The sequence below is a fragment of the Corynebacterium ihumii genome, from assembly GCF_028609825.1.
GTDB lineage: Bacteria > Actinomycetota > Actinomycetes > Mycobacteriales > Mycobacteriaceae > Corynebacterium > Corynebacterium afermentans.
Map to the genome: position 1 here is coordinate 1,492,130 of NZ_CP063190.1, position 23,401 is coordinate 1,515,530.

The 23,401-nt window shown below is 64.6% G+C and carries 18 protein-coding genes; 5 read left to right on the forward strand and 13 right to left on the reverse strand.

What is annotated here, in order from left to right:
- Positions 1-17: 17 nt before the first annotated feature.
- Both CIHUM_RS07320 and ilvA read right to left on the reverse strand, forming a co-directional pair.
- Positions 18-659: a YigZ family protein gene (locus CIHUM_RS07320; protein WP_034998576.1), complete on the reverse strand. Its 642-nt coding sequence runs from the start codon at positions 657-659 to the stop codon at positions 18-20.
- Positions 660-663: 4 nt separating this feature from the next.
- Entirely contained in the window at positions 664-1,965 is a 1,302-nt protein-coding gene (ilvA, locus tag CIHUM_RS07325; protein WP_034998575.1) for a threonine ammonia-lyase IlvA, read from the reverse strand.
- A gap of 136 nt (positions 1,966-2,101) precedes the next feature.
- Here ilvA and CIHUM_RS07330 point away from each other — a divergent pair, with 136 nt between their 5' ends.
- From CIHUM_RS07330 to CIHUM_RS07340, 3 genes are all read left to right on the forward strand, one after another.
- On the forward strand, positions 2,102-3,961 hold the full coding sequence (locus CIHUM_RS07330; protein ID WP_034998573.1) for a choice-of-anchor I family protein: 1,860 nt from the start codon (positions 2,102-2,104) through the stop codon (positions 3,959-3,961).
- Between the two features lie 153 nt (positions 3,962-4,114).
- Positions 4,115-4,570: a hypothetical protein gene (locus CIHUM_RS07335; RefSeq protein WP_034998571.1), complete on the forward strand. Its 456-nt coding sequence runs from the start codon at positions 4,115-4,117 to the stop codon at positions 4,568-4,570.
- Between the two features lie 36 nt (positions 4,571-4,606).
- On the forward strand, positions 4,607-5,128 hold the full coding sequence (locus CIHUM_RS07340) for a hypothetical protein (RefSeq protein WP_051106353.1): 522 nt from the start codon (positions 4,607-4,609) through the stop codon (positions 5,126-5,128).
- 73 nt (positions 5,129-5,201) lie between these two features.
- Here CIHUM_RS07340 and dnaE read toward each other — a convergent pair whose 3' ends face one another.
- The 7 genes from dnaE to lspA all read right to left on the reverse strand — a co-directional run bounded on the left by dnaE (position 5,202) and on the right by lspA (position 14,556).
- Complete coding sequence (dnaE, locus tag CIHUM_RS07345) at positions 5,202-8,762, reverse strand: DNA polymerase III subunit alpha (RefSeq protein WP_034999224.1); 3,561 nt, start codon at positions 8,760-8,762, stop codon at positions 5,202-5,204.
- A 57-nt stretch (positions 8,763-8,819) separates the two neighbouring features.
- Entirely contained in the window at positions 8,820-10,088 is a 1,269-nt protein-coding gene (locus CIHUM_RS07350) for an ABC transporter permease (RefSeq protein ID WP_034998565.1), read from the reverse strand.
- A complete protein-coding gene (locus CIHUM_RS07355) occupies positions 10,089-10,826 on the reverse strand; it encodes an ABC transporter ATP-binding protein (protein WP_392389859.1) in 738 nt (245 codons plus the stop codon). It lies immediately after the preceding gene.
- Entirely contained in the window at positions 10,827-12,518 is a 1,692-nt protein-coding gene (locus CIHUM_RS07360) for an efflux RND transporter periplasmic adaptor subunit (protein WP_158293371.1), read from the reverse strand.
- Positions 12,519-12,632: 114 nt separating this feature from the next.
- Positions 12,633-13,127, reverse strand: a complete 495-nt coding sequence (locus tag CIHUM_RS07365; RefSeq protein ID WP_051106352.1) for a hypothetical protein — start codon at positions 13,125-13,127, stop codon at positions 12,633-12,635.
- On the reverse strand, positions 13,128-14,057 hold the full coding sequence (locus tag CIHUM_RS07370; RefSeq protein WP_034998563.1) for an RluA family pseudouridine synthase: 930 nt from the start codon (positions 14,055-14,057) through the stop codon (positions 13,128-13,130).
- Positions 14,047-14,556 (reverse strand): signal peptidase II, encoded by a 510-nt coding sequence (gene lspA / locus CIHUM_RS07375; RefSeq protein ID WP_051106351.1) that lies wholly within the window; start codon positions 14,554-14,556, stop codon positions 14,047-14,049. Before lspA ends, CIHUM_RS07370 begins: the two co-directional genes overlap by 11 nt.
- 72 nt (positions 14,557-14,628) lie before the next feature.
- Here lspA and CIHUM_RS07380 point away from each other — a divergent pair, with 72 nt between their 5' ends.
- The gene (locus CIHUM_RS07380) at positions 14,629-15,567 is read left to right on the forward strand and encodes a hypothetical protein (protein ID WP_051106350.1); all 939 of its coding nucleotides are present in this window, start codon (positions 14,629-14,631) and stop codon (positions 15,565-15,567) included.
- Here the strand turns inward: CIHUM_RS07380 and CIHUM_RS07385 are convergent.
- Complete coding sequence (locus CIHUM_RS07385) at positions 15,564-16,142, reverse strand: WKL family lipoprotein (RefSeq protein ID WP_034998562.1); 579 nt, start codon at positions 16,140-16,142, stop codon at positions 15,564-15,566. The genes CIHUM_RS07380 and CIHUM_RS07385 overlap by 4 nt on opposite strands.
- Before the next feature lie 74 nt (positions 16,143-16,216).
- Here CIHUM_RS07385 and CIHUM_RS07390 point away from each other — a divergent pair, with 74 nt between their 5' ends.
- On the forward strand, positions 16,217-17,107 hold the full coding sequence (locus CIHUM_RS07390; RefSeq protein ID WP_034998557.1) for an asparaginase: 891 nt from the start codon (positions 16,217-16,219) through the stop codon (positions 17,105-17,107).
- Here CIHUM_RS07390 and CIHUM_RS07395 read toward each other — a convergent pair.
- From CIHUM_RS07395 to ileS, 3 genes are all read right to left on the reverse strand, one after another.
- The gene (locus CIHUM_RS07395) at positions 17,096-18,478 is read right to left on the reverse strand and encodes a DNA polymerase IV (protein ID WP_034999217.1); all 1,383 of its coding nucleotides are present in this window, start codon (positions 18,476-18,478) and stop codon (positions 17,096-17,098) included. The two genes, CIHUM_RS07390 and CIHUM_RS07395, sit on opposite strands and share 12 nt — an antisense overlap.
- A gap of 43 nt (positions 18,479-18,521) precedes the next feature.
- Positions 18,522-19,820, reverse strand: a complete 1,299-nt coding sequence (locus tag CIHUM_RS07400) for an HNH endonuclease signature motif containing protein (RefSeq protein WP_034998555.1) — start codon at positions 19,818-19,820, stop codon at positions 18,522-18,524.
- A 386-nt stretch (positions 19,821-20,206) separates the two neighbouring features.
- The gene (gene ileS, locus CIHUM_RS07405; RefSeq protein ID WP_034998553.1) at positions 20,207-23,383 is read right to left on the reverse strand and encodes an isoleucine--tRNA ligase; all 3,177 of its coding nucleotides are present in this window, start codon (positions 23,381-23,383) and stop codon (positions 20,207-20,209) included.
- Positions 23,384-23,401 lie beyond the last annotated feature (18 nt).

Genomic DNA, 23,401 nt, shown 5'->3' on the forward strand with positions numbered 1-23,401 from the left:
GGTCTAAGTGTAGCGCCTTACGCGCCGCGTTCGACCCAGCGGTAACCGGCCTCTTTCATCTCGGCGCCGCCGTGAGTGGTGGCGGCCAACAGGGCGTCCACACGCTCGCGCTCCCCCGGTGTGAACGCCAGGGTGTAGGTGGCGGCGCGTCCGTACTCCACATCCACGATGTCGATGCCTGCGGTGCGCAGCTCCGACTCAATGCGCCCAGCTTCGGCGTGCGCGAAGTCCACGGTGCCCAGCTCGCGCACTTCGCGGGTGACGCGGGTGACGTGCTCGAGCGTGTCGGCCACGGACTCGGTGTATGCGCTGACCAACCCGCCGGTGCCGAGCTTGATGCCGCCGAAGTAGCGGATCGCAACCGCCACCACGTCCTGCATGCCGGAGCCTTTGAGCACCTCCAACATGGGTTTGCCGGCTGTGCCGGAGGGCTCGCCGTCGTCGGATGAGCGCTCGATGGGCTGCGCTGCGTCCTGGTGCACAATGAACGCGGAGCAGTGGTGGCGCGCGTCCGGGTATTCTTCGCGGGCGGCGTTGATAACCTCGCGCGCCTCTTCCTCTGTGGTTGCGCGGGCGATCCAGCCGATGAACCGGGAGCGTTTGGCTTCGAACTCGTGGGTGACCAGCTCATCTGCGGGGCGTACGTACGACTGCTCCATCGGTTTACCCCGCCACGATGTAGTCGTACTCGGGCGTGCCCGGCTCCAGGCGGCGGCAGTCGATCGCCGACTCATCCATCCGCCCCAGCAGCGGAGCAAGGTCCTCGGCGCGTGCAAGCTCGATGCCCACGAGGGCTGCGCCTGTTTCGCGGTTGTTCTTTTTCAGGTACTCGAACAGCACGATGTCGTCTTCCTCGCCGAGGATGTCGTTGAGGAAGTGGCGCAGTTGGCCTGCCTCCTGCGGGAAGTTGACCAAAAAGTAGTGGCGCAGGCCGCGGTGCACCAGGGAGCGCTCCATCACCTCGGCGTAGCGCAGCACGTCGTTGTTGCCGCCGGAGATGATGCACACCACGGTCGAACCGGGCGAAAGTTCCGTCAGCCCCAGGCCCGCCACGGACAGCGCGCCGGCGGGCTCGGCGATGATGCCCTCGTTTTGGTACAGCCCGAGCATCTCGGTGCACACCGCGCCTTCGTCCGCGGCGTAGAGCTCGGTGGCGTCGCGGTGGGCGTTGAAAACCTGCCACGGGATGTCGCCGATGCGCTTTACCGCCGCGCCGTCCACGAACGGGTCGATGGCCTCCAGGGTGACGGGTCCGCCCGCATCGTGCGCCGCGTCTAACGATGCCGCACCTTTCGGCTCCACCCCAACCACCTTCGTCGCCGGAGACATGTCGGCCAGGTAGGACAGCACGCCGGAGATAAGCCCGCCGCCGCCCACCGGCACCAGCACGGTGTCCAGCTCTTTGCCCAGGCTGGCCAGCTGCGCCACGATTTCGGCGGCGACGGTGCCCTGGCCGACCACGGTGTCGCGGGAGTCGAACGGCTCGATCACCGTCGCACCGCGTGCCGCGGCGTCCGCGCGGGCGGCCTGCGCGGCCTCGTCGAACGTGTTGCCCGTGACCACAAGTTCGATGGCGTCGCCGCCGTGGACGCGGATGCGGTCGCGCTTCTGCTTCGGGGTGGGCTTGGGCACGAAGATCCTTCCCTGGATGCCCATCGCGCGGCAGGCGTAGGCCACGCCTTGGGCGTGGTTGCCGGCGGATGCCGCCACGACACCGGCGGCGCGGGCGTCTTCGCTCAGCCGGGAGATGCCGTAGTAGGCACCGCGGATCTTGTAGGAGCGCACGTCCTGCAGGTCCTCGCGTTTGAGGTAGACATCCACGCCGTACTGCTCCGACAGCCGCGGGCAGTACTGCAGTGGAGTCGGAGAAATCACCGATGAGATCCGGCCTTGCGCGAACCGGATGTCGGCTGCGCGGACTTCCTCGAAGTCGGAGTCGGACGTGTTCGGTGTGGCTGTGCGCATGGTTAGCGAGTCTACAACTGCCCGTCTTGTTTACTCCCCCTTCACCTCACCGTAACTTCGCGCCCACCTTCAGGCTGTACACAAGAGCACGTACTCATTTTCAGTTCGTTTTTACAGCCTCTTGAAAGGTTCACCTATGTCCGGAAATCGCATCTCCCGCACCGGCCTCGCCGCCGGGTGCGCCACCGCCCTCACCCTCGGCCTTGTCTCCCCGGCAACCGCCGCCGTCGTTGCTGAGCCGGTGAAGGATCTTGCCGACGGTGCTACCGCCGACATCTCGGTGCTGGGTTCCTACGGCGCAGGCGCCTTTGACGATTCCGCCGCCGAGATTGTCGCCTTCCACGCCGATTCCAAGCGCATCCTCACCGTCAACGCGCTCTCCGGCAAGATCGACGTCCTCGACGCGGCTGACCCCTCCACACCCACCAAGGTCGGCGAGGTTTCCGGCGGAGAGAACACCACCATCAACTCCGTCGCTGTGCGTGCCGACGGCCTCGCGGTGGCCACCGTCGAGCCAGAGAACAAAACCGATGCCGGTGAACTGATCTTCTTCGACGCCGGCGCTGACACGCCCGGCACCGTGCTCGGCCGCGTGGGTGTCGGTGCCCTGCCGGACATGGTGACCATCACCCCGGAGGGCGATTACGCACTGGTGGCTAACGAAGGCGAGCCCGCTGAGGATTACTCGGTTGATCCGGAGGGCAGCGTAGCCGTCGTAAAGCTGCCTGATGCTCTAAAGGCCGCGACCCAGGCCGATGTGCGCACCGCTGACTTCACTGCGTTCGAGGGCACCTTGGCGGACAAGGGCGTGCACATCTACGGCCAGGTGGGCGCCTCCACCACCGAGGCACAGAACCTCGAGCCGGAATACATCGCAGTTTCAGGCGGCAAGGCGTACGTGACGCTGCAGGAAAACAACGCCGTCGCCGTGGTGGACATCGCCACCGCCACCGTCGAGGACGTGTGGCCACTGGGCTACACCGACCGCCGCGAGGTGCCAATGGACATCTCCGACAAGGACGACAAGATCGACCTCCGCACCGCACCGGTCAAGGGCATTCTGCAGCCGGATTCCATCGCCGCCTACGAGGTCGACGGCACGACCTACCTGGTCACGGCCAACGAGGGCGACGCGCGCGACTGGGATGCCTACTCCGAGGAGAAGCGCATCAAGAAGCTGGGCGGCAAGAAGGCGGCCCCGATCTGCGAGGGCTACGCGGGCATGACCGCCGGCGAAATCGAGGAATTCCAGGCCGACGAAAACGCGGGCCGGTTGAAGATCACCACCGCGTTCGGTTTGAACGAAGAGAAGGACTGCTACGAGGACCTTTACACCTACGGCGGCCGCAGCTTCTCTATCTTCACCGCCGACGGCAAGCGCGTGTTCGACTCCGGCGCCGAGTTCGAGGCGCTCACCGCGAAGCTTCTGCCGGAGCACTTCAACACCAACCACACGGAAAACGAGTTCGAGTCCCGCTCCGACGACAAGGGGCCGGAGCCCGAGGGTGTCACCGTCGGCGAGATCAACGGCCGCACTTACGCGTTCATCGGCTTCGAGCGACTCGGCGGCGTGATGGTCTACGACATCACCGATCCGGCGAAGCCGACCTACACCGCCTACATCAACAACCGCGACTTCTCCATCAATATGGAAGAACTTGCCGACGAGAGCGACGACGCCGTAAAGGCCGGGCTAGAGAAGGTTGGCGACTTGGGAGCTGAGGGCCTCACGTTCGTGTCGGAGAAGGACTCCCCGAACGGCGAGAACCTGCTGATCGTGGGCAACGAGGTCTCCGGCACCACCACCGTGTTTAAGGTGGACTCGCTCATCGAGGCACCCGCCAAGCCTACCGAGCCCGCGCAGCCGGGCCAGAACGCTGCCGGCAGCACCCTTTCTCACGGCGGTGTGATTGCGATCGCACTTGCTGCTGTGGCGCTGGCGATCGGCGCTCTGGGCGCACTCGGCAACGTTGTGAACTCGGTGTTTGCCAAGTAACTCGATGGCGGCGGACAACTGTTGTCCATGAAATAAACGCCACCGCTTCACTACATTTTTAACCATAAACCTGCTAGGTTCATCGGGGTGTCATGTAAGGCACAGCGCCTACATCGACAGTTTTGGATCTTTTACGAGGAGAATAAGAAAACAATGAAGCGTATTTCCACCGCAGCCGTGGCTGCTGCAACTGCCCTGTCCCTGGCCACCGTCCCGGCGATGGCTCAGGAGGCTGAGACCAACCAGACGGCATCTGACCAGCCGGCAGGCCAGCCGGAGGGTGAGACCAACCAGCAGGAGGGCGAGACCAACCAGCAGGAGGGCGAGACCAACCAGCAGGAGGGCGAGTCCGACCAGCCGGCCGACCAGGGCAAAACCAACCAGGGCAAAACCAACAAGTCCTCCGGCTCCTCCCAGGGCACCTTGGTGGGCGTCTTCTCCGGAACGCTCGGTGCTGTGCTGACCACCGCTCTGATCGTGTTCTCCGACCCGCGTGGCGCGAACAAGATCGTCGACATGGTCAACGCTCAGTTCGGCCTGGGTCTGCCGCACCTGCACACCCCGAAGGTTGAGCTGCCTAACTTCCAGCTCCCAAACCTTCCCTTCTAACCCACCCGCTCTCTTTCGCCTGAGGAAGGTCAATCAATGAAGTCCCGTTTCGTAGCCGTGTCCTTCGCGGCCACCGCAATTGCAGCTGGCTCCCTTGCGGGTGCCGCAGCCGCCGCCGAAGCTGATACTTCGACGACGACCACGTCCGCCTCTGCGGAGCCGACCACCACGGCAACGCAGGATTCCGCCCCGACCACCACGGCGTCCACCAAGACCAACGAGCCAGCCCCCACAAAGGAGGGTCCGGTAGTGGTCGAGCCGACCGGTACTACCACTCCGGCGACCACTGGCACCACCACCCCGGCTACCACCACTCCGTCCACCACCGGCAATGAGAAGCCGACGGGCAGCAACGTCGCGACCGTCACTCCGACGGCGACCTACACCCCGCCGGCATGGCTGCAGCCGTCCTCCTACGAGGAGCAGGCGCTCGATATCATCGGCAAGATCTCGCTCTGGGTCACTGCACTCGCAGCGGCGATCAGCTCCCTCATGGTTGTCGTGGGCGCTGTCCCAGGGCTGAAGGAGAGCATCAAGAAGATGGCTAACAAGAAGTAAGGCCTGCTGCGTATACGCCAAGCCCCGTCCGGTGTGACCGGACGGGGCTTTCCGTTTGGTTTGGGGCCGAGCGCTAGCCCAAGATCCCGGCGCCGAGTGTCGCCTTGAGGTCACCCATCAAGCTAGCTGAGCGGTTCACGCGCAGGTGGTCACCCAGAATCATCAGCTGGCTGTGTTCTCCGTTGACCAGATTCAGGTAGACATCGGAATCGCCAGCGTTGTTCACCAGCACGCCTTTAAGCTTGGCGATGTTCTCCGCTGTGCACTGATCGGTGCGCATGGTCAACCGCAGCGGCAGCCCGGCACCGTTGCCGGGGCCGAGCTCCGGCACCTTCACGTCGTCGCCGAACAGGCTCATACGATCGTCGCGGATGGAAACATGCGCCTTGACCAGAATGATGTTGTCCTCCACGATCTGAGGCGCGACCAGTGCGTACACCTTGTTAAACAGCAGCACATCCACCTGTGCGCCGTGGTGGTCCTCGATGGTCACGATCGCCCACGGAGAGCCGTCCTTCTTGGAAAAACGGCGGTCCACGGTGGAGATCAGCCCGCCGATGGTCACTTCTGCCCCGTTGCGCATTTCGCCGGAGAGGATGGTGGTCAGCTGGGTATCCGTCTGCGCGTCGATGGCCTCCTCGAAGCCGTCGAGCGGGTGGCCGGAGACGTACAGGCCGAGCATCTCACGTTCCAGTGCGAGCTTGTGTTTGCGGTCCCATTCGTCGTCAGGCACCTCGATGGTGAACGCGGAGTTGTCGGCGCCATCTTCCCCGCCGAAACCGGCGAAGAGGTCGAACTGCCCCTTGTCCGCCGCCTTCTTTGTGGCAAGAACGGAATCGACGGCGTCTTCCTGGATGAGCATGAGCCCCTTGCGCGGGTGCTCCAGCGAGTCGAATGCCCCGGCTTTAATCAGCGATTCTGTGATTCGCTTGTTGCAGGCCGCCAGCTCGATCTTGTCCAGGTAGTCCGAGAAGCTGGTGAAGGAGCCCTTTTCCTTCCTGGTTTTCTTGATGGACTCCACCACTTCCACGCCTACATTTCGCACAGCGGCAAGCCCGTAGCGGATGTCTTCGCCAACAGCCATGAAGTTTTCTTCGGACTCGTTGATGTCCGGTTGCAGCACGCTAATGCCCAGGTGGCGGCAGTCCGACAGGTAGATCGCGGACTTATCTTTCTTGTCGCCCACAGAGGTCAGCAGTGCCGCCATGTACTCGGCGGCGTAGTTCGCCTTCATGTACGCCGTCCAGTAGGACACCAGCGCGTAGCCCGCGGCGTGGGACTTGTTAAACGCATACGAGGCGAACGGCTCGATCGTGCCCCACAGCGCATCCACGGCCTCCTTGGAGTAGCCGTTGGAAAACATGCCGGCGGAAAACGTCTCGTACTGCTTCGCCAGCACCTCCGGCTTTTTCTTACCCATGGCCTTGCGGAAGCCGTCTGCTTGGCCCGCCGTGTAGTTCGCCACTTTCTGCGAGATGTTCATGATCTGCTCTTGGTAGACGATCAGGCCGTAGGTCTCATCCAGGATCTCCTTGAGCGGTTCTTCCAGCTCCGGGTGGATCGGCGTAATCGGCTTGCGCCCGTTCTTACGGTCGGCGTAATCCCAGTGGGCGTTCACACCCATCGGACCCGGGCGGTACAGCGCCAGCGAGGCGACAATATCGTTAAATCCGGTCGGTTTCATGCGCTTGAGCAGCTCCTGCATGCCGCCCGAGTCCAGCTGAAACACGCCTAGTGTGTCGCCGCGCGAGAGCAGCTCGTAGACCGCCTGGTTGTCGGTGTCGAGTGCCTCAAGGTCGATGGTTTCGCCGCGGTTTTTCTTCACGTTCTCCAGCGCGTCGCCCAACACCGTGAGGTTGCGCAGCCCCAGAAAATCCATCTTCAGTAGGCCGATGGCCTCGCACGCCGGATAGTCCCAGCCGGTGATGATCGCACCGTCCGCCGGACGTTTCCACATCGGAATGTGGTCCATCAGAGGCACCGACGCCATAATCACGGCACACGCGTGCACGCCTGCCTGCCTGACCACGCCTTCTAGGCCACGGGCCGTCTCATAGATCTTGGCCACGTCCGGATCCGTCTCAATCAGCGAGCGGACCTCCGCAGCCTCGTTGTAGCGTTCATGCTCCGGGTCTGTGATACCGGATAGCGGAATGTCCTTCGCCATGACCGCCGGCGGCAGTGCGCCGTTGATGCGGTCCGCCATCTGAAAGCCGGGCTGGCCGAAGTTCACCTTGGCCGAGTCCTTAATCGCCTGCTTGGTCTTCACCGTGCCGAAGGTGATCACCTGGGCGATCTTGTCTTCGCCCCAGCGCTCTGCGGCGTAGGTGATCATTTCTCCGCGGCGGCGGTCATCGAAGTCGATATCGATATCCGGCGCGGACGGGCGCTCCGGGTTCAAGAATCGCTCGAAGAGCAGGCCGTGTTCCATCGGGTCAATGTTGGTGATCGTCAGCGCGTACGCGACCAGGGCGCCCGCCGCAGAACCGCGGCCCGGTCCGACGCGGATGCCAATCTCACGGGCGTGCTTGATCAGCTCCGCCACGATAAGGAAGTAGGACGGGTAGCCCTTCATGTCGATGACATCGATCTCGTAGCTCGCGCGCGTCAGGTATTCCTCCGGCACCTCTCCACCATCGAAACGCTCCTTTAGACCGCGCAATACCTCTTCGCGCAGCCAGGTCGTCGGGGTGTGGCCTTCGGGCACGTCCGCGATCGGCATGCGGTCGTGCGGGTGCTCCTCCCACAGCTCGCCGTAGTCGCCCACGCGCTCCGCGATCCACAGTGTGTTGTCGCAGCCGTCCGGCACCGTGGAATCCCACAGTTCACGCATCTGCTCTGCGGTTTTGATGTAGTAGCCGGAGCCGTCGAACTTAAAGCGGTCCGGATCAAGCAGCGTCTTGCCCGTCTGCACGCACAGCATCGCCTCGTGCGCCGGCGCCTGGGACTCGAGCACATAGTGGCAGTCGTTGGTCACCAGCGGCGGCAGGTCGAGCGTTTCACCGATGCGCAGCAGGTCCTCGCGAACACGACGCTCGATGTGCAGGCCGTGGTCCATCAACTCCAGGAAATAGTTGTCCTTGCCGTAGATGTCCTGCCACATCGCAGCCGCCTCGAGCGCCGCGTCGTATTGGCCGAGGCGCAGGCGCGTCTGCACATCACCCGACGGGCAGCCCGTAGTGGCGATGATGCCGTCCGCATGCTCGGCGATCAGCTCCGCGTCCATGCGCGGCCACTTGCCTAGCTGGCCCTCGTAGGACGCCAGCGACGACAGCTTGAACAGGTTACGCAGACCCGTCGCGTTTTCCGCCAACATCGTCTGGTGCAAGTACGCGCCGGAAGCGGAAACGTCGTCACGCTTTTGATCCGGGGTGCCCCAAAGCACGCGCTTTTTGTTGAAACGGGACTCCGGGGCCATGTACGCCTCGATGCCGATGATCGGCTTGACCCCGGCATCCACCATACGGCGGTAGAACGCGTTCGAACCGAACATGTTGCCGTGGTCGGTCATACCCACCGCAGGCATGCCCTGGCGCACAACTTCGTCGGCGAGCATGTCCACCTTCGCCATGCCGTCCAACATGGAGAACTCGGTGTGGTTATGCAGATGCACGAAGGAGGATTTTTTGGCCATGCGGGTCATCTTAGACGGCACGCCGACAGGCGCGAATCCCCTCGAAAACCGGTGCGGTTATTCGTACCGCAGCGCCTCGATAGGCTGCATCTTTGCTGCCTTCGAGGCGGGGTACGCGCCGAAGAACACACCTGTGGCAAGCGAGAACAGCAATGCGAAGATCACGGCACTGATCGGCGGCCATGTCATGTCCAGCACCGCGGAGCTGGCGATCATGCCGATCGCGCCGCCGAGGATCACACCGATGATGCCGCCGATGAGGCACACCAGCATCGCCTCGACGATGAACTGCACGCGGATATCGTTCTGCGTCGCTCCGAGCGCCTTGCGCACGCCGATCTCGCGGGTGCGCTCGGTCACCGTGATCAGCATGATGTTCATCACGCCGATACCGCCGACAAGCAGCGAGATGCCGCCAATGGCGGACAGCACCGTGGACAGGGTGCGGAAGATCGTGGTGAGACCTTCCAGTCCTGCGGAAATATCGAAGACTTCAGCCTCGTAGTTCTCGTTGCCCGCGTACTGGCGGTCAAGGTAGGACTGCAGGTCCCCACGGAACATCTCTGCGTCTTCATCGGCCGCGGAACGCACGCTAAACGACGCTGTCCAGCTCGCGTCCAGCCCAACCCGGTCCGACGCCGTGGCGGGAATGAAAATCTCGGCGGCGGCGGACGGGCCGAACGCCGGGGCCTTGTCCGCCCGTTCCAGCACGCCGACGATGGTGAACACGCTGGTGGTGCCGTCCACGTCCACGTCGAAGCGGGAGCCGAGGGCGGCGGCGGAATCGCCGTCGAAAAGCGCCTCCACAAGCTCCGGGGAAACCACCGCAACAGGGCGGCGGCCGTCGAGCATGTCCTGCGTGATGCCGCGGCCGTACTGCACATTCAAGCTGCGCATGTCGAGAGAGCCGGTAAGTGCGGGGTTGATGCCGACGGAGACAGAGTCATCGCCCGTGGTGGCCTCGCCCTGACCGGAGATGTCGATGTCGACGCCTTGGATCCGGTCACCGAAAGCGTCACTCAAATTATCGAGTTCTTCAAGGCTCATACCGTCGCGCTCTTCGGTCGGCCCGGCCATGCCAAAGCCCGCGAACGGGTCGTCACCGCCCTCGCCCTCCTCCGGGCGTTCGTGCACCATGACCGGGTAGGTGGTGGTGCCGGCGTCCTCGAGGCCGCCCATAACGTCGTTTTCCAGGGCGCGGCCGAGCGTCATGATGATGATCACGGCCATGATGCCGATGATGATGCCCAACAGCGTCAGCAGCGAGCGCAGCTTGTTGGTGTTGAGGCTGGACACGGCCAGCCGCATGGATTCGCGGATGTTCATTTAGCTCGCTCCTCCCGGTGCACGCACGCCAGCAATGCGGCCGTCCATCATTTCCACCACGCGCCCGGTCTCTTCGGCGAGCTCCGGGTTGTGGGTAATAAACACGATGGCCTTGCCCAGCTCCTGGTTCAGCTCGTGGAACAGGTCCATCACCATGCGGCCGGTCTTGGAGTCCAGCGCGCCGGTGGGCTCGTCCGCGAGCAGCAAATTCGGGTCGTTGGCCAGGCTGCGCGCGATTGCCACGCGCTGCTTCTGGCCGCCGGAGAGCTCGTTCGGGTTGTGGTGCAGGCGATCGCCCATGCCCATGCGGTCCAGCAGTTCGGCGGCGCGCTCGTCACGCTCCTTGCGCTCCACGCCCGCGTACATCATGGGCATGGCCACGTTCTGCAGCGCATCCATGCGGCCGATCAGGTTGAAATTCTGGAAAATGAAGCCGATGTTCTTGCTGCGGTAGGACGCGAGTTCTTTGTCCTCTTTGGCATAGACCGGCTCGCCGTTGAAGGCGTAGGCCCCCTCTGTCGGCCGGTCCAGCATGCCAATCAAGTTCATCAATGTGGACTTGCCGCAGCCGGACGGACCGACGATGGAGACGAACTCGCCCTGGTCGGCGTAGAAGTCCACTCCGTGTAGAACCGTCAGCTCGCTGGGTTCGCCCTCGTTGTAGGTTTTGACCACATTGCGCATGTCGATGAGCAAGCCGGAATCGGCCATGCCATTGTGCTTCGAAGCTTGCGTCATCTACTGCTGCCCCTCGGCCGCACGACGGGTGCTGGTGACCGTCACCGTGGCCGTGGTGCGCTCTTTCTTCTCCCGCGCCTCGCGCACCTGGTCCGGGTTGAAGTTCGGGTCCGTGATCTCCACGTTCTCACCGACTCGGTCTTGGTACTCCTCCGGCCAGTTGATCACGATGTCGCCCGGCTTCAGCTCGCCGCTGGTGACTGCGACGTCCACGTCGTTGGATGCGCCGGTTTTCACAGAACGCTCCTCGACGGTGCCCGACGTCGCATCATCGCCGTCCGTGGCGAGCACGAGCACCTTCTTGTCGCTGTCCTCGCCGTAGACGGCGTCTAGCGGTACGTTCAGCGCGTCCTTCGCCTCGGCGGTGATGATTTCCGCGCGGGCGGAACCGCCGAGCAGCAGGCCTTCCTTGTCGCCGGTGACCTCGATCTCCACCGGGAACGTCACCTCGTTGGACTTGTTGTTGCCCTGCTGCGGCATACCTTGCATCGGGTTCTGGTTGCCGCTGGCAACGGAATCAGAGGCCGGCGCGATACGGGTGACGCGGCCCTTAAACGTCTTCTTGCCAGTCGCGGCGGTGGTGAACTCCACCCGGTCGCCTTCCTTGATATTGGGCACGTCCGATTCGCGCACGTCGGTGCGGATGACCAGGCGGGAATCGTCCGCGATGGTCAAAAGCTTGCCCTGCGGGATGTCACCTTCGCGCACGTCCACGCTAGTGACCAGTCCCGCCATCGGGGCGTAAATGGTGGATTCGCGCACCTGGTATTCCAGGGTGCCGTCACCGTCGCCGAGCTGGGCAGTTTCGGCCTGTCGAATCGCGGAATCCAACTGCGCCTGCAGCTGGTTGCCCTCCTGCGCGGCCGCGGACTGCGCCGCAGCCAGGGCCGCCTTCGCGTCCTGCAGCGCCGCGCTTGCTTCTTCGACGCTCATGCCCGGGCCCACGGCAGCGCCGCCACCAGCACCGCCAGCGCCAGCACCACCAGCAGCGCTTTCCCCCGTCAGCTGCGCCAGCTGTTCAGGGCTCAGCTCACCGGGCGTGCCCGGTTGGCCCGGCGTGCCCGGCTGGCCCGGCTGGCCAGGAATGGCCGGGGCCTCCGGTGCCGCCGGGGCCTTCGGCGCAGCCGGTGGTGCCGGAGGCGCCGTCCTGATGCCGAGGTCCGAGGAAATGCCGCCGGCGACACGCTCGACGGCCGCGATGCCGCGGTTGACAATGCGGGCACCGCCGTTGGCGGCCACGGCAGCGTCGTACGCCGCCTGCGCCTGATTAACCTGCGCCTGGGCGGCGCGGATGGCCTCGTTAGTGCCGTTGTTCACGCTTTCCTGGTGGGCGTTAAGCGCCGCGCGGGCCTGATCCACCTGCGCTTGGGCATCCGCCTGCGCGTTGGCCTGCTGCTTCTGCTGAATCTCCAGCTGGCGCTCCAGCTGCTCGGAGTTCATGGAGGCCAAGAACTGCTGCGGCTGCACGCGATCGCCGGCCTTGACGGCCACCTGCTCCACCTCGGACTGCACCGAGGTGGAGATGTTCACGGAACGGATCGGCTCTATGGTGCCGTTGACCACAACACTGTCGGACACGCCTTCGTTGGTGGCCACGGTGTAATCGCCGGGGTTCAGGCCAGCCCCCTCAGCGTTGTCGTCGTCGCCTCCGCCGAATCCGCACGCGCCGAGGAAAAGCGCGGAGGTTGTCACCAACGCAAGTCCTGCTCGGCTAAGACGCTTGTGTCCGGTTGATTTTTCGGTAGAGGAAGTCAAGAGCTCTCCTTGCCTAACGGTGCAAAACGGGCCTGCGTACAACTCCGCAAACTATACACCCCCGCGTGTTGCGGAAGCCGAGAGAGAAAACGCTCCCCACACCGCATCGGCTTGCAGCATTTCCACAGCAAGAACTGTCTCCGTGGCGTTAATCTGCTCCAGTTGTGTGCGCGGGGCAAACACCACTGCTCCGGCGATTGGAGATGCGGTGGCGGACCGGAGGACGTCGATACGCATTTTGCCTATCGACGCCTCCGGGACCACCACCGGAGCTACCCCCGGCACCACAAGCGCACTGACGCGCGGGGCGGGTGCAAGTGCTGCGGCGGCCTCGTCGGGACCGAGCGGCCGAGCGAACGTCACCAGCGCAAAGGACGATTCCTCATGGTCGAGGGTTGCCGCGGCGCGCTGGGCGTACTGCTGTGGGGTTTCCCCGTCCTCCGGGCCGAGCTGGTCGCCCTGCAGCACTGGTGGGGCGGGCGGGTTGGCCTCCCCCACCAGCCAGAATCCGGCGACCAGCGCAAGGACCACCGCGAGCGCGCGCATCTAGCCGTTCCGCACTTTATCCAGCGCGGCGCGCAGATCCTCCGGGTATTCGGAGGCGACCTCCATGTATTCGCCGGTGCGCGGGTGGGTAAAGCCCAGCTTGGTGGCGTGAAGCCACTGACGCTTCAGCCCCAGCCCCTTGGCCAGGTTCGGGTCCGAGCCGTACATGGGGTCGCCCACGCACGGGTGCCCCACAGACGACATGTGCACGCGGATCTGGTGGGTGCGCCCGGTTTCCAGATGGATGTCGAGCAGGCTCGCACGGCGGAATGCCTCGATGACGCTGTAGTGCGTCACGCTCTGACGGCCGTCCTGGGTCACGGCGAACTTCCAGCCTGCCGACGGGTGGCGCGCGATCGGCGCGTCGATGGTGCCCTCGATCGGGTCCGGCAGGCCCTGGACCAGCGCGTGGTAGGTCTTGTCCACCGTGCGCTCCTTGAAGGCGCGCTTGAGCACGGAATACGCGGGCACGCTGGCCGCCACGATCATCACGCCGGAGGTGCCCACGTCTAAGCGCTGCACAATGCCCTGGCGCTCCGGGGGCCCTGCGTCCGGCAAGGTGAAGCCCATCGCCTGCAACCCGCCGACCACGTCCGGGCCCTCCCAGCCCAGCGTCGGGTGCGCGGCCACGCCCACCGGCTTGTCCACGGCGATGACGTCCGCGTCCTGGTAGAGGATCTCCAGGCCCTCCACCAGCTCGGTCACTGGCTGCGGGGCGCGCTTCGGCTCGGGCAGGGTGACTTCCAGCATCGCGCCTGCGGTGACGCGGTCGGATTTCTGGGCGGCAGCTCCGTCGACAAGCACATCGCCCTCCGCCGCCATCTCGGAGGCGACGGAGCGGGACACGCCGAACAGTTTGGCAATCGCCGCGTCCACCCGCATGCCCTCAAGCCCCTCGGGCACGGGCAAAGCCCTGAACTCACCGCCCATCGTCGCCCCCGTTCAGCTCGCCCGTGAGCGCCGCGATGAAATACACCACCACGCCGACGGTAATCGCCGCATCGGCCAAGTTGAACACCGCGAAATTGCCCACAGAGATGTAGTCCACCACGTGCCCGAACCAGAAGCCCGGGTCCCGGAACAGCCGGTCGATTAAGTTACCCAGTGCCCCGCCCGCGATCATCGCGACGCCGAGCGCCTCCCACTTCGAGGACATGCGTGGTCCAAACCACAGCGCCCCCAGCACGAACGCCAGTTGAATCGCGGTGAACACCCAGGTGAGGTTCTCCCCCATGGAAAACGCCGCGCCGGAGTTGAACAGCAGGTAGAAGCGGAACCAGTCACCAATCACCGGCTGCGGCACGCCAGGCTCCAGCCAGTTCAGCATCAGCTGTTTGACGCCTTGGTCCACCGCGCCAATAGCGAGCATCACGGCCACCACCAGTCCGAGGTAGCGGGGGGTGCGTTGTGCTGTCGTGTCCTGCTTCATCGCCAAACCACTTTAGCCGGTCGCACACGGCCTGCCTGTATTCCGCTGCGCGGGCCAGGTAGCTTGAGAAGAATGTTCCGCACCCTCCGCAGTATCGCCGCCGCAGCCACCCTCACCCTCGCGCTCACCGCCTGCTCCTCCGCCGAGGACGATCCGGTGGCAGGGGTGCCAGCATTTCCTCTCGACGCCCCTTCGGTCACCCTGGTCAACCCCGGCGAGAACCCGGAGGAAGTGCGCTACTCACCGGGCGAGGAGTGGGACACCGCCGTCGCCGTGTCCGCCGGCGTGGATCAGCACGTGGCCGCCGCTGGCGAAGCCGAGGTCGCGGACGCCCCCGCCGGCGGTAGCGTGAACAAAACCACCCTGCCGCTGACCGCGACGGCCGACGAGGCCCCCGCCCCGGGCGACGGCGAGGAGGACGCCGATTCCCGCATCGACTTCGTGGTCGGCTCTGGCAAGCACTCCGACTTGGACATCGGTCAGGACGTCGCCGCTTCCGAGGGGTTCCGCATGAGCTGGCGTACCGACGACACCGGCCGCATCTCCACCCTGAAACTGCTTGCGCCCGCCGACGCGCCGCAGCGCGGCCTCCAGCTTGTCGAGCCCACCCTGATCACCCTGATCAACAACTCCGTCGTCTTCCCCGACGAGCCCATCGGCCCCGGCGCGACCTGGACCGTGGGAAGCCGTGTCGCGGGAGACACATCGATGACGCGCACCACCACCTACACCCTACTCTCCCGCGACGGCGACACACTGACGCTGGACACGAAAGTTGAGGAGCGCCCCCAGAACAACACCCTCACTATCGACGGCCCCGGCGAACTCGAGGGCGAAAGCGTGCAGGTAGATTCCTCCCGCACCACCTCCGAGGGCCAGATCGTGGTGGACCTTCAACGCCCGCTGCCAGTGTCGGGCCAGACCGCCTGGACCACCCGCCTGATCTACGGCGGAGACGACAAAGCGCGGGTGGTCCAAGACATCACCCGCGCTGTGGAGTTTGGCGTTTAGAGGGCCGGCGCCTGCTCTGCCGGCGCTTCTGCCGGCGCTTCTGCCGGCGCCTCGGGGGCAGCCGGCGCACCGGTCTTGCACATGTCCGGCACCTGCTCCGGGGCGAGGGTGTTGCTGACCAGGAAGCAGGCCCAGCTCTGGGAGATCTTCCACTGGCCGCCTTCGTTAATGAACTCCACGTCCTCCGCCAGCTGGGACTCCGCGTTCGGGCGGGTGAAGTTCACGGTGGCCAGCACCGAGTTGGCCGTGTAGCCCGGCAGCACCGGGTCGACCACCTGGAAGTTCGCGCCGGATTCCTGCTGCGATTGCGTCATCAGGTCGAACAGCTCCGGCGTGGTTTCGCCCCCCTGCACGGTGTTCGCACGCTCGGCGATGGGCAGGTTCGGGTCAGCAGCGCGCTGCAGCACAGCGTTGAGCTCTTCCGCCGTCGGCATTTCGGCCACCGGCGCGGCCTCGGAGGAGGCCGCCTGGGACGAGGCGGTGGTTTCGGTCGTGTCCGAATCCTCGGAGCAGGCCGTCAAGCTCAGTGCGAGGCTAGCGACAGCTGCGGCTGCGACAAGTTTCGGTGCTTTCACGTGTTCTCCTTGCGTAGCGTAAATCTCTTGCTTCACGTTACTGCACACCCGCAACTTTCTGGCACTCTGTGTGCATGAACGTGTTAGTCATCTCAACCGGCGGCACGATCGCCTCCACCACAAACGACCGTGGCGCGCTCGTGCCCACGCTCACCGGCGACGAGCTCGTTGCCCGCTGCGGCACCACGCGCCAGGTGCGCGCCATCGACGTGGCCAGCCTCGACTCCTCGTCCATGGACTTGGCTGAGATCGATCTGCTGCGCGAAACCGTGCGCACTTCGCTTCTCGACGACTCCGCCTCCCTTGTCATCACCCACGGCACCGACTCCATGGCCGAGACCGCCCTCGCGCTGGACCTCGTCCACGCCGGTCCCCGCCCCGTTGTGCTCACCGGCGCGATGCGCTCCGCCGACCACGCCCACCCCGACGGCCCCGCCAACCTGCGCGGCGCGATCGAGGTGGCCGCCACCCGGCGCGACTGCGGCGTCCTCGTCCATTTCGCGGGCGAAACCCTCCCGGCGCGCGGGTTGATGAAGACGCAAACCACCGCCGAGCACGCCTTCACCCTCACCAGCGGCACACCCCTGCCCCGCCCCATGGCGGTGCCTGCCGCGCCGCTGGCCGGGTTGAACATCCCCATCATCCGCTCGTGGGCAGGCGCCGACGACGCCCTCATCCGCGCACTCGGGCCTGTCGACGGGCTCGTCTTAGAAGCCCTCGGCTCCGGCAATGTGTCGGTGTGCATGGGCAGCGCCGTCGCAAAGCTGCTGCGCCGCGGGGTACCTGTGGTCGTCGCAACGTCGGTGCCCTACGGCGAGGTGTCGTTCGCCTACGGCGGCGCCGGCGGCGGCTCCACCCTCGGCGACCTGGGCGCGTTGCCCGCCGGCTGCCTCAGCGCCGGGCAGGCCCGCATCGCGCTGGCCACCGCGCTGGCCACCGGTGTTAACCCGCGCTCACTGCTGTGAGAACCAGTCCTCCCATGCCAACGAATCCAGCGGGTCAGCTTGCTGGAGCTGCGGATCATCCGCGCGAAGGCTTTTGATCCTGCCCGGCCCCGTCGCCCGCGTTTCAAACCGCACCGTCACCCACCCCTTGCCGGCACCTTGGACCCAGCCGTGCCCGTAATCCGGGTGGTAGACGTCCTGCGTCGCGCGCCACACGCCGCGCTCCGGAGCGGTCTCCTGGTGCACCTCCGTGTCGAATTGCGTTTCGTGGTCGCTGACGCCGGTTTCGTAGTCTGCCGACACCGGTGAAGGCTTCACAATCGCTTGGTCCAACTCCGGAAACAGCACGTCCTGCAGAGTCTCCTCCAAGCCGGAGTATGACACTCCCACCAGCCGAATCGGGCCCACCTCGTCGGGGTAGCGCACGATCCGGAAGGCGGTGGCCAGCAGCGTCTCCGCGTCGTCGGTGGCGTACGGCAACGTCGCCGAGCGCGACTCAATGCGAAAGTCCGCCATCCGCAGCTTCACCGTCACCGTTCGCGCCCCGCGCCCATCCTTGCGCAACCTGCGGTGCGACTCTGCAGCCGCCCGTTCCAACGCCGCGTCCACCTCCGGCGGGGTGGTCAAGTCTTGCGGGTACGTGTGCTCCGAGGAGATCTGCTTCGACTCCGCCCTCGGCGCCACCGGCCGCTCATCCACCCCGCGCGCCAACCACCACAGCTGCCTGCCCACCGCACCGCCGATGGCGATGTCCAGCTCTTTCTCGCTGAGGTTCGCTAGGTCCCCGATCGTTTCAATCCCGGCACTGAGTAATTTCGACTCAGTCACAGGTCCCACGCCCCACAACTCGCTGACCGGCATCGGGTGGAGGATCTCTAGTTGCCGGTCGTGCGGAATGACAAACACACCGTCCGGCTTCGCCCGACCCGAGCCGATCTTGGCGTACTGCTTTCCTGGACCCGCGCCGATCGAACTGGGCAGGCCTGTCTCTTCCTTGATCGCCGCCCGCAGCTCGTTCGCCCATTGCTCCACGTCTTCCGGGCTCGCCCCGACCAAATCTTCCGGCTCCATGAACGCCTCGTCGATGGACAGCTGCTCCACCACGTCCACGTACCTGCCGATGATCTCGAACACCCGGCGCGACGCGACCGCGTAAACCGGCCTGCGAGGCGCCACCAGCACTGCTTTCGAACCCACCAGCCGCGCGGCCCGGTGCGTCGGCATCGCCGAGTGCGCCCCGTACTTGCGCGCCTCGTAGCTGGCGCCTGCGACCACGCCGCGGCCGGACACTCCCGCCACCAACACGGGGCGCTCTTTGAGCGTCGGGCGGGTCAGCTGCTCGCACGACGCGTAGAACGCATCCATGTCGATGTGCAGCACCCAACGGTTCATGCCCACCACTGTGCACCACCGGTAGCACCATGTTCCAATCCGATCACACGGCGAACGAATCCCCGGTGACGTACTCCATTCGCCTCGGCAGCGACCTGTTGCGCGAGACGAACCTGGCACCGTTTTTGAACGTGAAGAACAGGTCAGCCCCTTGGCGCTCGATGGTGACCACTCCGTGGCTCACCTGAGAGTGGCAGCTCGAGCACAACGGGATCAGATTGTCTAAATCAGTCATGCCTCCGTGCTCCCACTCCTTAATGTGGTGCATTTCTATGAAGCGCCTATGCGAACATCCAGGCATAGCGCATTGATACCCCCAGATCGCCAACAGTGCCTGCACTTGGCCGTCGGTGGCGAACCGCCGCGAACGGCCGACGCGGATCGTCAGTCCCGTGTCATCCAGCAAGTGCAAACGCACCATCGCATTTGCAAGGTAGCTGCGCACATCCTCAGAACAGGCTGAGCGGTTTTCCGGCATCCAACATTGACCGAACTGGTTGACCATGAGGTTGACCTGCACGCCGGGACTGCGAAGCGGACTCTTTGGGTTCGCGCGAACCATATCGATCATGGCCAACAACGCCGCGTAAACGTCTTGCTTTTCTGGAGGCCCGTACCGCGACACCGAACGCACGATGTCGCCCATGGTGATCTTCGTGCGCTTTCGCGGAGCGCGGTCTTGCTCTGATGGGACGGCGTCTTCGGCGGCAGCTGCGTCGTCGACAAGCTTCTGCACCTTCTCCGGATCCTGCAGATCATCTGGGTCCACACCCTCGAGACCGAAACTGGCAAGCTGAGCCACCTTTAACGCGGTCAGGAGCTTTTGGCCAGCTAACGCCGGAAGCCGCGCCTCGAAGGCAAGCATGCCGTCGTCGCACTCGCGGGCGCGGGCATACGGCTCAGTCGGGTCCTCCTCTTTGGGCCTTGCCCCGGCAAGCACAAGCTGGAGATCAGCAAACGACATGCTCAACGCGAGTTGGACGTATTGCTCCTCGTTGCACTCCTCCAAATACTGGAGCAGGAAGCGGACTGTCGAATACGGCATCACCCCCGATTCGAATGCGTCGAACAAGAGCCTGAACTTTCTCAGCCCTCGCGCCACGCGCACGTACTCGAATGCCGTGGCCTGCGGGAGGTTGAGCTCGCTGCGCAACCACGTTGCCGTCGACTTCTCCCCGTACTTTTCCGCAAGCTCCTGTTCGTCGAACTGCCCCACCGCATCGAGCATCCGAGCCCGGTGGTGGTTCGCCGACAATTGATTGCACTTGATCTGATCCTCGAGCACCTCTGCCGACAGGTCACTCGTTCGATCTTCTGTCCGTTCGTCCACCGCAATTGTCATGGTTGATCCCCTTACTCATGAACATTGACACCTTTATAGAACGCTCATGTGTTCGAGTCAAGGGTTTTGCAGAAAATGTCCATTGAAGTGGACAACACATACGGTTTCACGAATCCGGGGATCGAACATAAACCCCATTCACTATGCCGCTGCATAGTTGGTGCCACCCCAGTATTGGCACGAGAAACTATGCAGCTGCATAGTCAGCAACCCACACGAACGCCTCCAAAAAACTATGCCGCTGCATAGTTGGTGCCACCCCAATATTGACAAGAAAAACTATGCAGCCGCATAGTGCGAATCATCGAACGACGGTGCGACGCCCCCGCTGAGCAGCCAAAAAAGGGGCCCCACTCTGCACGAGTGAGACCCCAGCCCGAAAGAACCTAGCTGTTCTTACGAACAGTGGCGGTCACGCCATCGATGACGTCGTGACCCTCGACCGGCTCGGTGACCACGTCGAAGGATGTCGCCAGGGTTTCGGCGGCGATGTGGTCGGCGTGGGTGCGGGCCCACTCCTCCTTCTCCGCAGGCACGGCCAGCACCACAGCGATGCGGTCGGAAACGTCGAAGCCCTCGCGCTTGCGGGCATCCTGCAGACCGCGGATCACGTCGGCAGCCCAGCCCTCAGCCTCGAGTTCCTCGGTGACCTCGGCGTCGAGGACGACCAGGCCAACGGTGCCGTCGGCGTCGACACGCGCGGTGCTCTCCGGGTTCTCCGCCACCAGACGCTCGGAGTATAGCTCCGGGGTGAGCACGATGTCGCCGTCGACCACCACATCGTCTCCGCGGCGCTCGTAGTTGCCGGCCTTGACGTTCTTGATGGCACGCTGCACGTCCCTACCCAGCGACGGGCCAGCCACCTTGGCGTTAACCACGACTTCGAAGGATCCGGCCGCGTCGACGTCGTCAGTCAAAGCGACGTCCTTCACGTTCACCTCGTCGCGGATGGTGGAGCGGAACGCCTCAAGCTTGGCCGAATCCGGCAGGGCGACGGTGAGCTTCGGCAGCGGCAAGCGGTTGCGCAGCTTGTTCGCCTTGCGCACTGACGACGCCGCAGAGCACACCGCACGGGTCGCATCCATGGCGGCGACCAGCTCGGCATCCGCCGGCAACTCGGAGGCATGCGGGTAGTCCGTCAGGTGCACCGAACGGCCGCCGGTGAGCCCGCGCCAGATGACCTCGGAGACGTACGGCAAAAGCGGCGCCACCGCACGGGAGACGACCTCCAGCACCGTGTAGAGCGTATTAAACGCCTCGGGATGCGCCTCCTGGCCCTCCCAGAAACGGTCGCGGGAGCGGCGCACGTACCAGTTGGTCAGCGTGTCGGCGAAGCGACGCACCACGTCGCAGGCGTCGGCGATGCGGGTGTCGTCGAGCGCCTCGCCCACAGCTGCCACCATGTCGTGCGTCTTGGCCAGGATGTAGCGGTCGAGCACGTTGTCCGAATCCACAGACCACTGGGCGTCCGAGGACGAGTACAGCTGCAGGAACGTGTACGCGTTCCAGATCGGCAGCAGCGCCTGGCGCACGCCCTCGCGGATGCCCTGCTCGGTGACGATCAGGTTGCCACCTCGCAGGATCGGCGAGGACATGAGGAACCAGCGCATCGCGTCGGAGCCGTCGCGGTCGAAGACCTCCATCACGTTCGGGTAGTTGCCCTTGGACTTGGACATCTTCTGCCCGTCCGAGCCCAACACGATGCCGTGAGCGACGACCTTCTTGTAGGCCACGCGGTCGAACAGCGCGGTGGACAGCACGTGCTGCACGTAGAACCAGCCGCGGGTCTGCCCGGAGTACTCCACAATGAAGTCCGCGGGTTGGCGGGTGTCGAACTCCTCGCGATTCTCAAACGGGTAGTGGTACTGCGCGAACGGCATTGAGCCGGACTCGAACCAGCAGTCCAACACGTCCGGCACGCGGCGCATCATGGACCTGCCGGTCGGGTCATCCGGGTTCGGACGCACCAGCTCGTCGATGTGCGGGCGGTGCAGGGACTTCGGGCGGGTGCCGAAGTCGCGCTCCAGCTCATCCAGGGAGCCGTAGACGTCCACGCGCGGGTAGTCCGGGTTGTCGGAAACCCACGCCGGCACAGGCGAGCCCCAGTAGCGGGTGCGCGAGATGTTCCAATCGCGCGCGCCTTCCAGCCACTTGCCAAACTGGCCATCGCGGATGTGCGACGGCATCCACTCGATCTCCTGGTTCAGCTCCACCATCCGGTCGCGGATGTCGGTGACCTTCACAAACCACGCCGGCAGCGCCATGTAGATCAGCGGCTCGCCGGAGCGCCAGGAGTGCGGGTAGGAGTGCACGATGGTCTGGTCGCGCACGACGCGGCCCTTGGCGCGCAGGTCGCGGATGATGTCGCGGTTCGCGTCGAAAACGAGCTTGCCCTCGTATTCCGGCACGAGCGAGGTGAACTTGCCGTCGGCGTCGACGGGGATGGCCAGGTCGATGCCGTACTCCTGGCAGGTGAGCATGTCGTCCTCACCGAAGGCGGGTGCCTGGTGCACCACGCCGGTGCCGTCTTCGGTGGTCACGTAGTCCGCGTTGAGGATCATGAACGCGTTGTCGTGGTCGCGGAAGTAGTCGAAGACTGGCTCGTACTCCAGGCCCTCCAGTTGCGCGCCCTCAAAGGTAGCCACTACCTCGTACTCACCGAGCTCCTTCGCATAGGCGCCCAGCAGGGTCGAGGCAAGAAGCAATTGCTTATCGACGAACCCTGCGGCCCCATCCGCACCGACCTTGACCAACGAGTACTCCACCTCGGGGTGGACAGCCAGAGCCAGGTTGGACGGCAGGGTCCACGGGGTCGTGGTCCAGGCGATGGCTGCGGCGTCGTGAAGCTCAGGGTGCTCGGCCCACGTCTTTTCCGCCGCGTAGCCTGCGCGCCCACCGGTGAACGGCATGGTGACGGTGACGGTGGGGTCCTGGCGGTCGCGGTAGGAATCGTCCAGGCGGGTCTCCTGGTTCGACAGCGGAGTGTGCTCGGCCCACGAGTACGGCAGAACGCGGAAGCCCTGGTAGATCAAGCCCTTGTCGTAGAGCTCCTTGAACGCCCACATGACGGACTCCATGTACTCCGGGTCCATGGTCTTGTAGCCGTTTTCGAAATCCACCCAGCGGGCTTGGCGGGTGACGTAGTCCTCCCACTCGCCTGCGTAGTGCATGACGGACTTGGCGCAGTACTCGTTGAACTTCTCCAGACCCATGTCCTCGATCTGGGCCTTATCGGTGATGCCGAGCTGCTTTTCCGCCTCAAGCTCTGCGGGCAGGCCGTGGCAATCCCAGCCGAACACGCGCGGCACGTGGTAACCGTACATTGTGCGGAAACGCGGCACGATGTCCTTGACATAGCCGGTGAGGAGGTGGCCGTAGTGCGGCATGCCGTTGGCGAACGGCGGACCGTCGTTGAACACGTACTCCTCGCAGCCCTCGCGCTGCTCCAGGGAAGCCTTGAACGTGCCGTCGGCGTTCCAATAATCGAGGACGACGCGTTCCATCTCCGGGAAGCGGTCGCTGCCGCCAGTCATGTCCACTTTGGGGTAAACGTTGCCAACCATGACATCACTCCTTCAGCC

Coding starts and splice junctions, on each gene's coding strand:
- CIHUM_RS07320 (WP_034998576.1), bottom strand. CDS start 659: ATGGAGCAGTCGTACGTACGCCCCGCAGATGAGCTGGTCACCCACGAG.
- ilvA (WP_034998575.1), bottom strand. CDS start 1,965: ATGCGCACAGCCACACCGAACACGTCCGACTCCGACTTCGAGGAAGTC.
- CIHUM_RS07330 (WP_034998573.1), top strand. CDS start 2,102: ATGTCCGGAAATCGCATCTCCCGCACCGGCCTCGCCGCCGGGTGCGCC.
- CIHUM_RS07335 (WP_034998571.1), top strand. CDS start 4,115: ATGAAGCGTATTTCCACCGCAGCCGTGGCTGCTGCAACTGCCCTGTCC.
- CIHUM_RS07340 (WP_051106353.1), top strand. CDS start 4,607: ATGAAGTCCCGTTTCGTAGCCGTGTCCTTCGCGGCCACCGCAATTGCA.
- dnaE (WP_034999224.1), bottom strand. CDS start 8,762: ATGGCCAAAAAATCCTCCTTCGTGCATCTGCATAACCACACCGAGTTC.
- CIHUM_RS07350 (WP_034998565.1), bottom strand. CDS start 10,088: ATGAACATCCGCGAATCCATGCGGCTGGCCGTGTCCAGCCTCAACACC.
- CIHUM_RS07355 (WP_392389859.1), bottom strand. CDS start 10,826: ATGACGCAAGCTTCGAAGCACAATGGCATGGCCGATTCCGGCTTGCTC.
- CIHUM_RS07365 (WP_051106352.1), bottom strand. CDS start 13,127: ATGCGCGCGCTCGCGGTGGTCCTTGCGCTGGTCGCCGGATTCTGGCTG.
- CIHUM_RS07370 (WP_034998563.1), bottom strand. CDS start 14,057: ATGGGCGGTGAGTTCAGGGCTTTGCCCGTGCCCGAGGGGCTTGAGGGC.
- lspA (WP_051106351.1), bottom strand. CDS start 14,556: ATGAAGCAGGACACGACAGCACAACGCACCCCCCGCTACCTCGGACTG.
- CIHUM_RS07380 (WP_051106350.1), top strand. CDS start 14,629: ATGTTCCGCACCCTCCGCAGTATCGCCGCCGCAGCCACCCTCACCCTC.
- CIHUM_RS07390 (WP_034998557.1), top strand. CDS start 16,217: ATGAACGTGTTAGTCATCTCAACCGGCGGCACGATCGCCTCCACCACA.
- CIHUM_RS07395 (WP_034999217.1), bottom strand. CDS start 18,478: ATGAACCGTTGGGTGCTGCACATCGACATGGATGCGTTCTACGCGTCG.
- CIHUM_RS07400 (WP_034998555.1), bottom strand. CDS start 19,820: ATGACAATTGCGGTGGACGAACGGACAGAAGATCGAACGAGTGACCTG.
- ileS (WP_034998553.1), bottom strand. CDS start 23,383: ATGGTTGGCAACGTTTACCCCAAAGTGGACATGACTGGCGGCAGCGAC.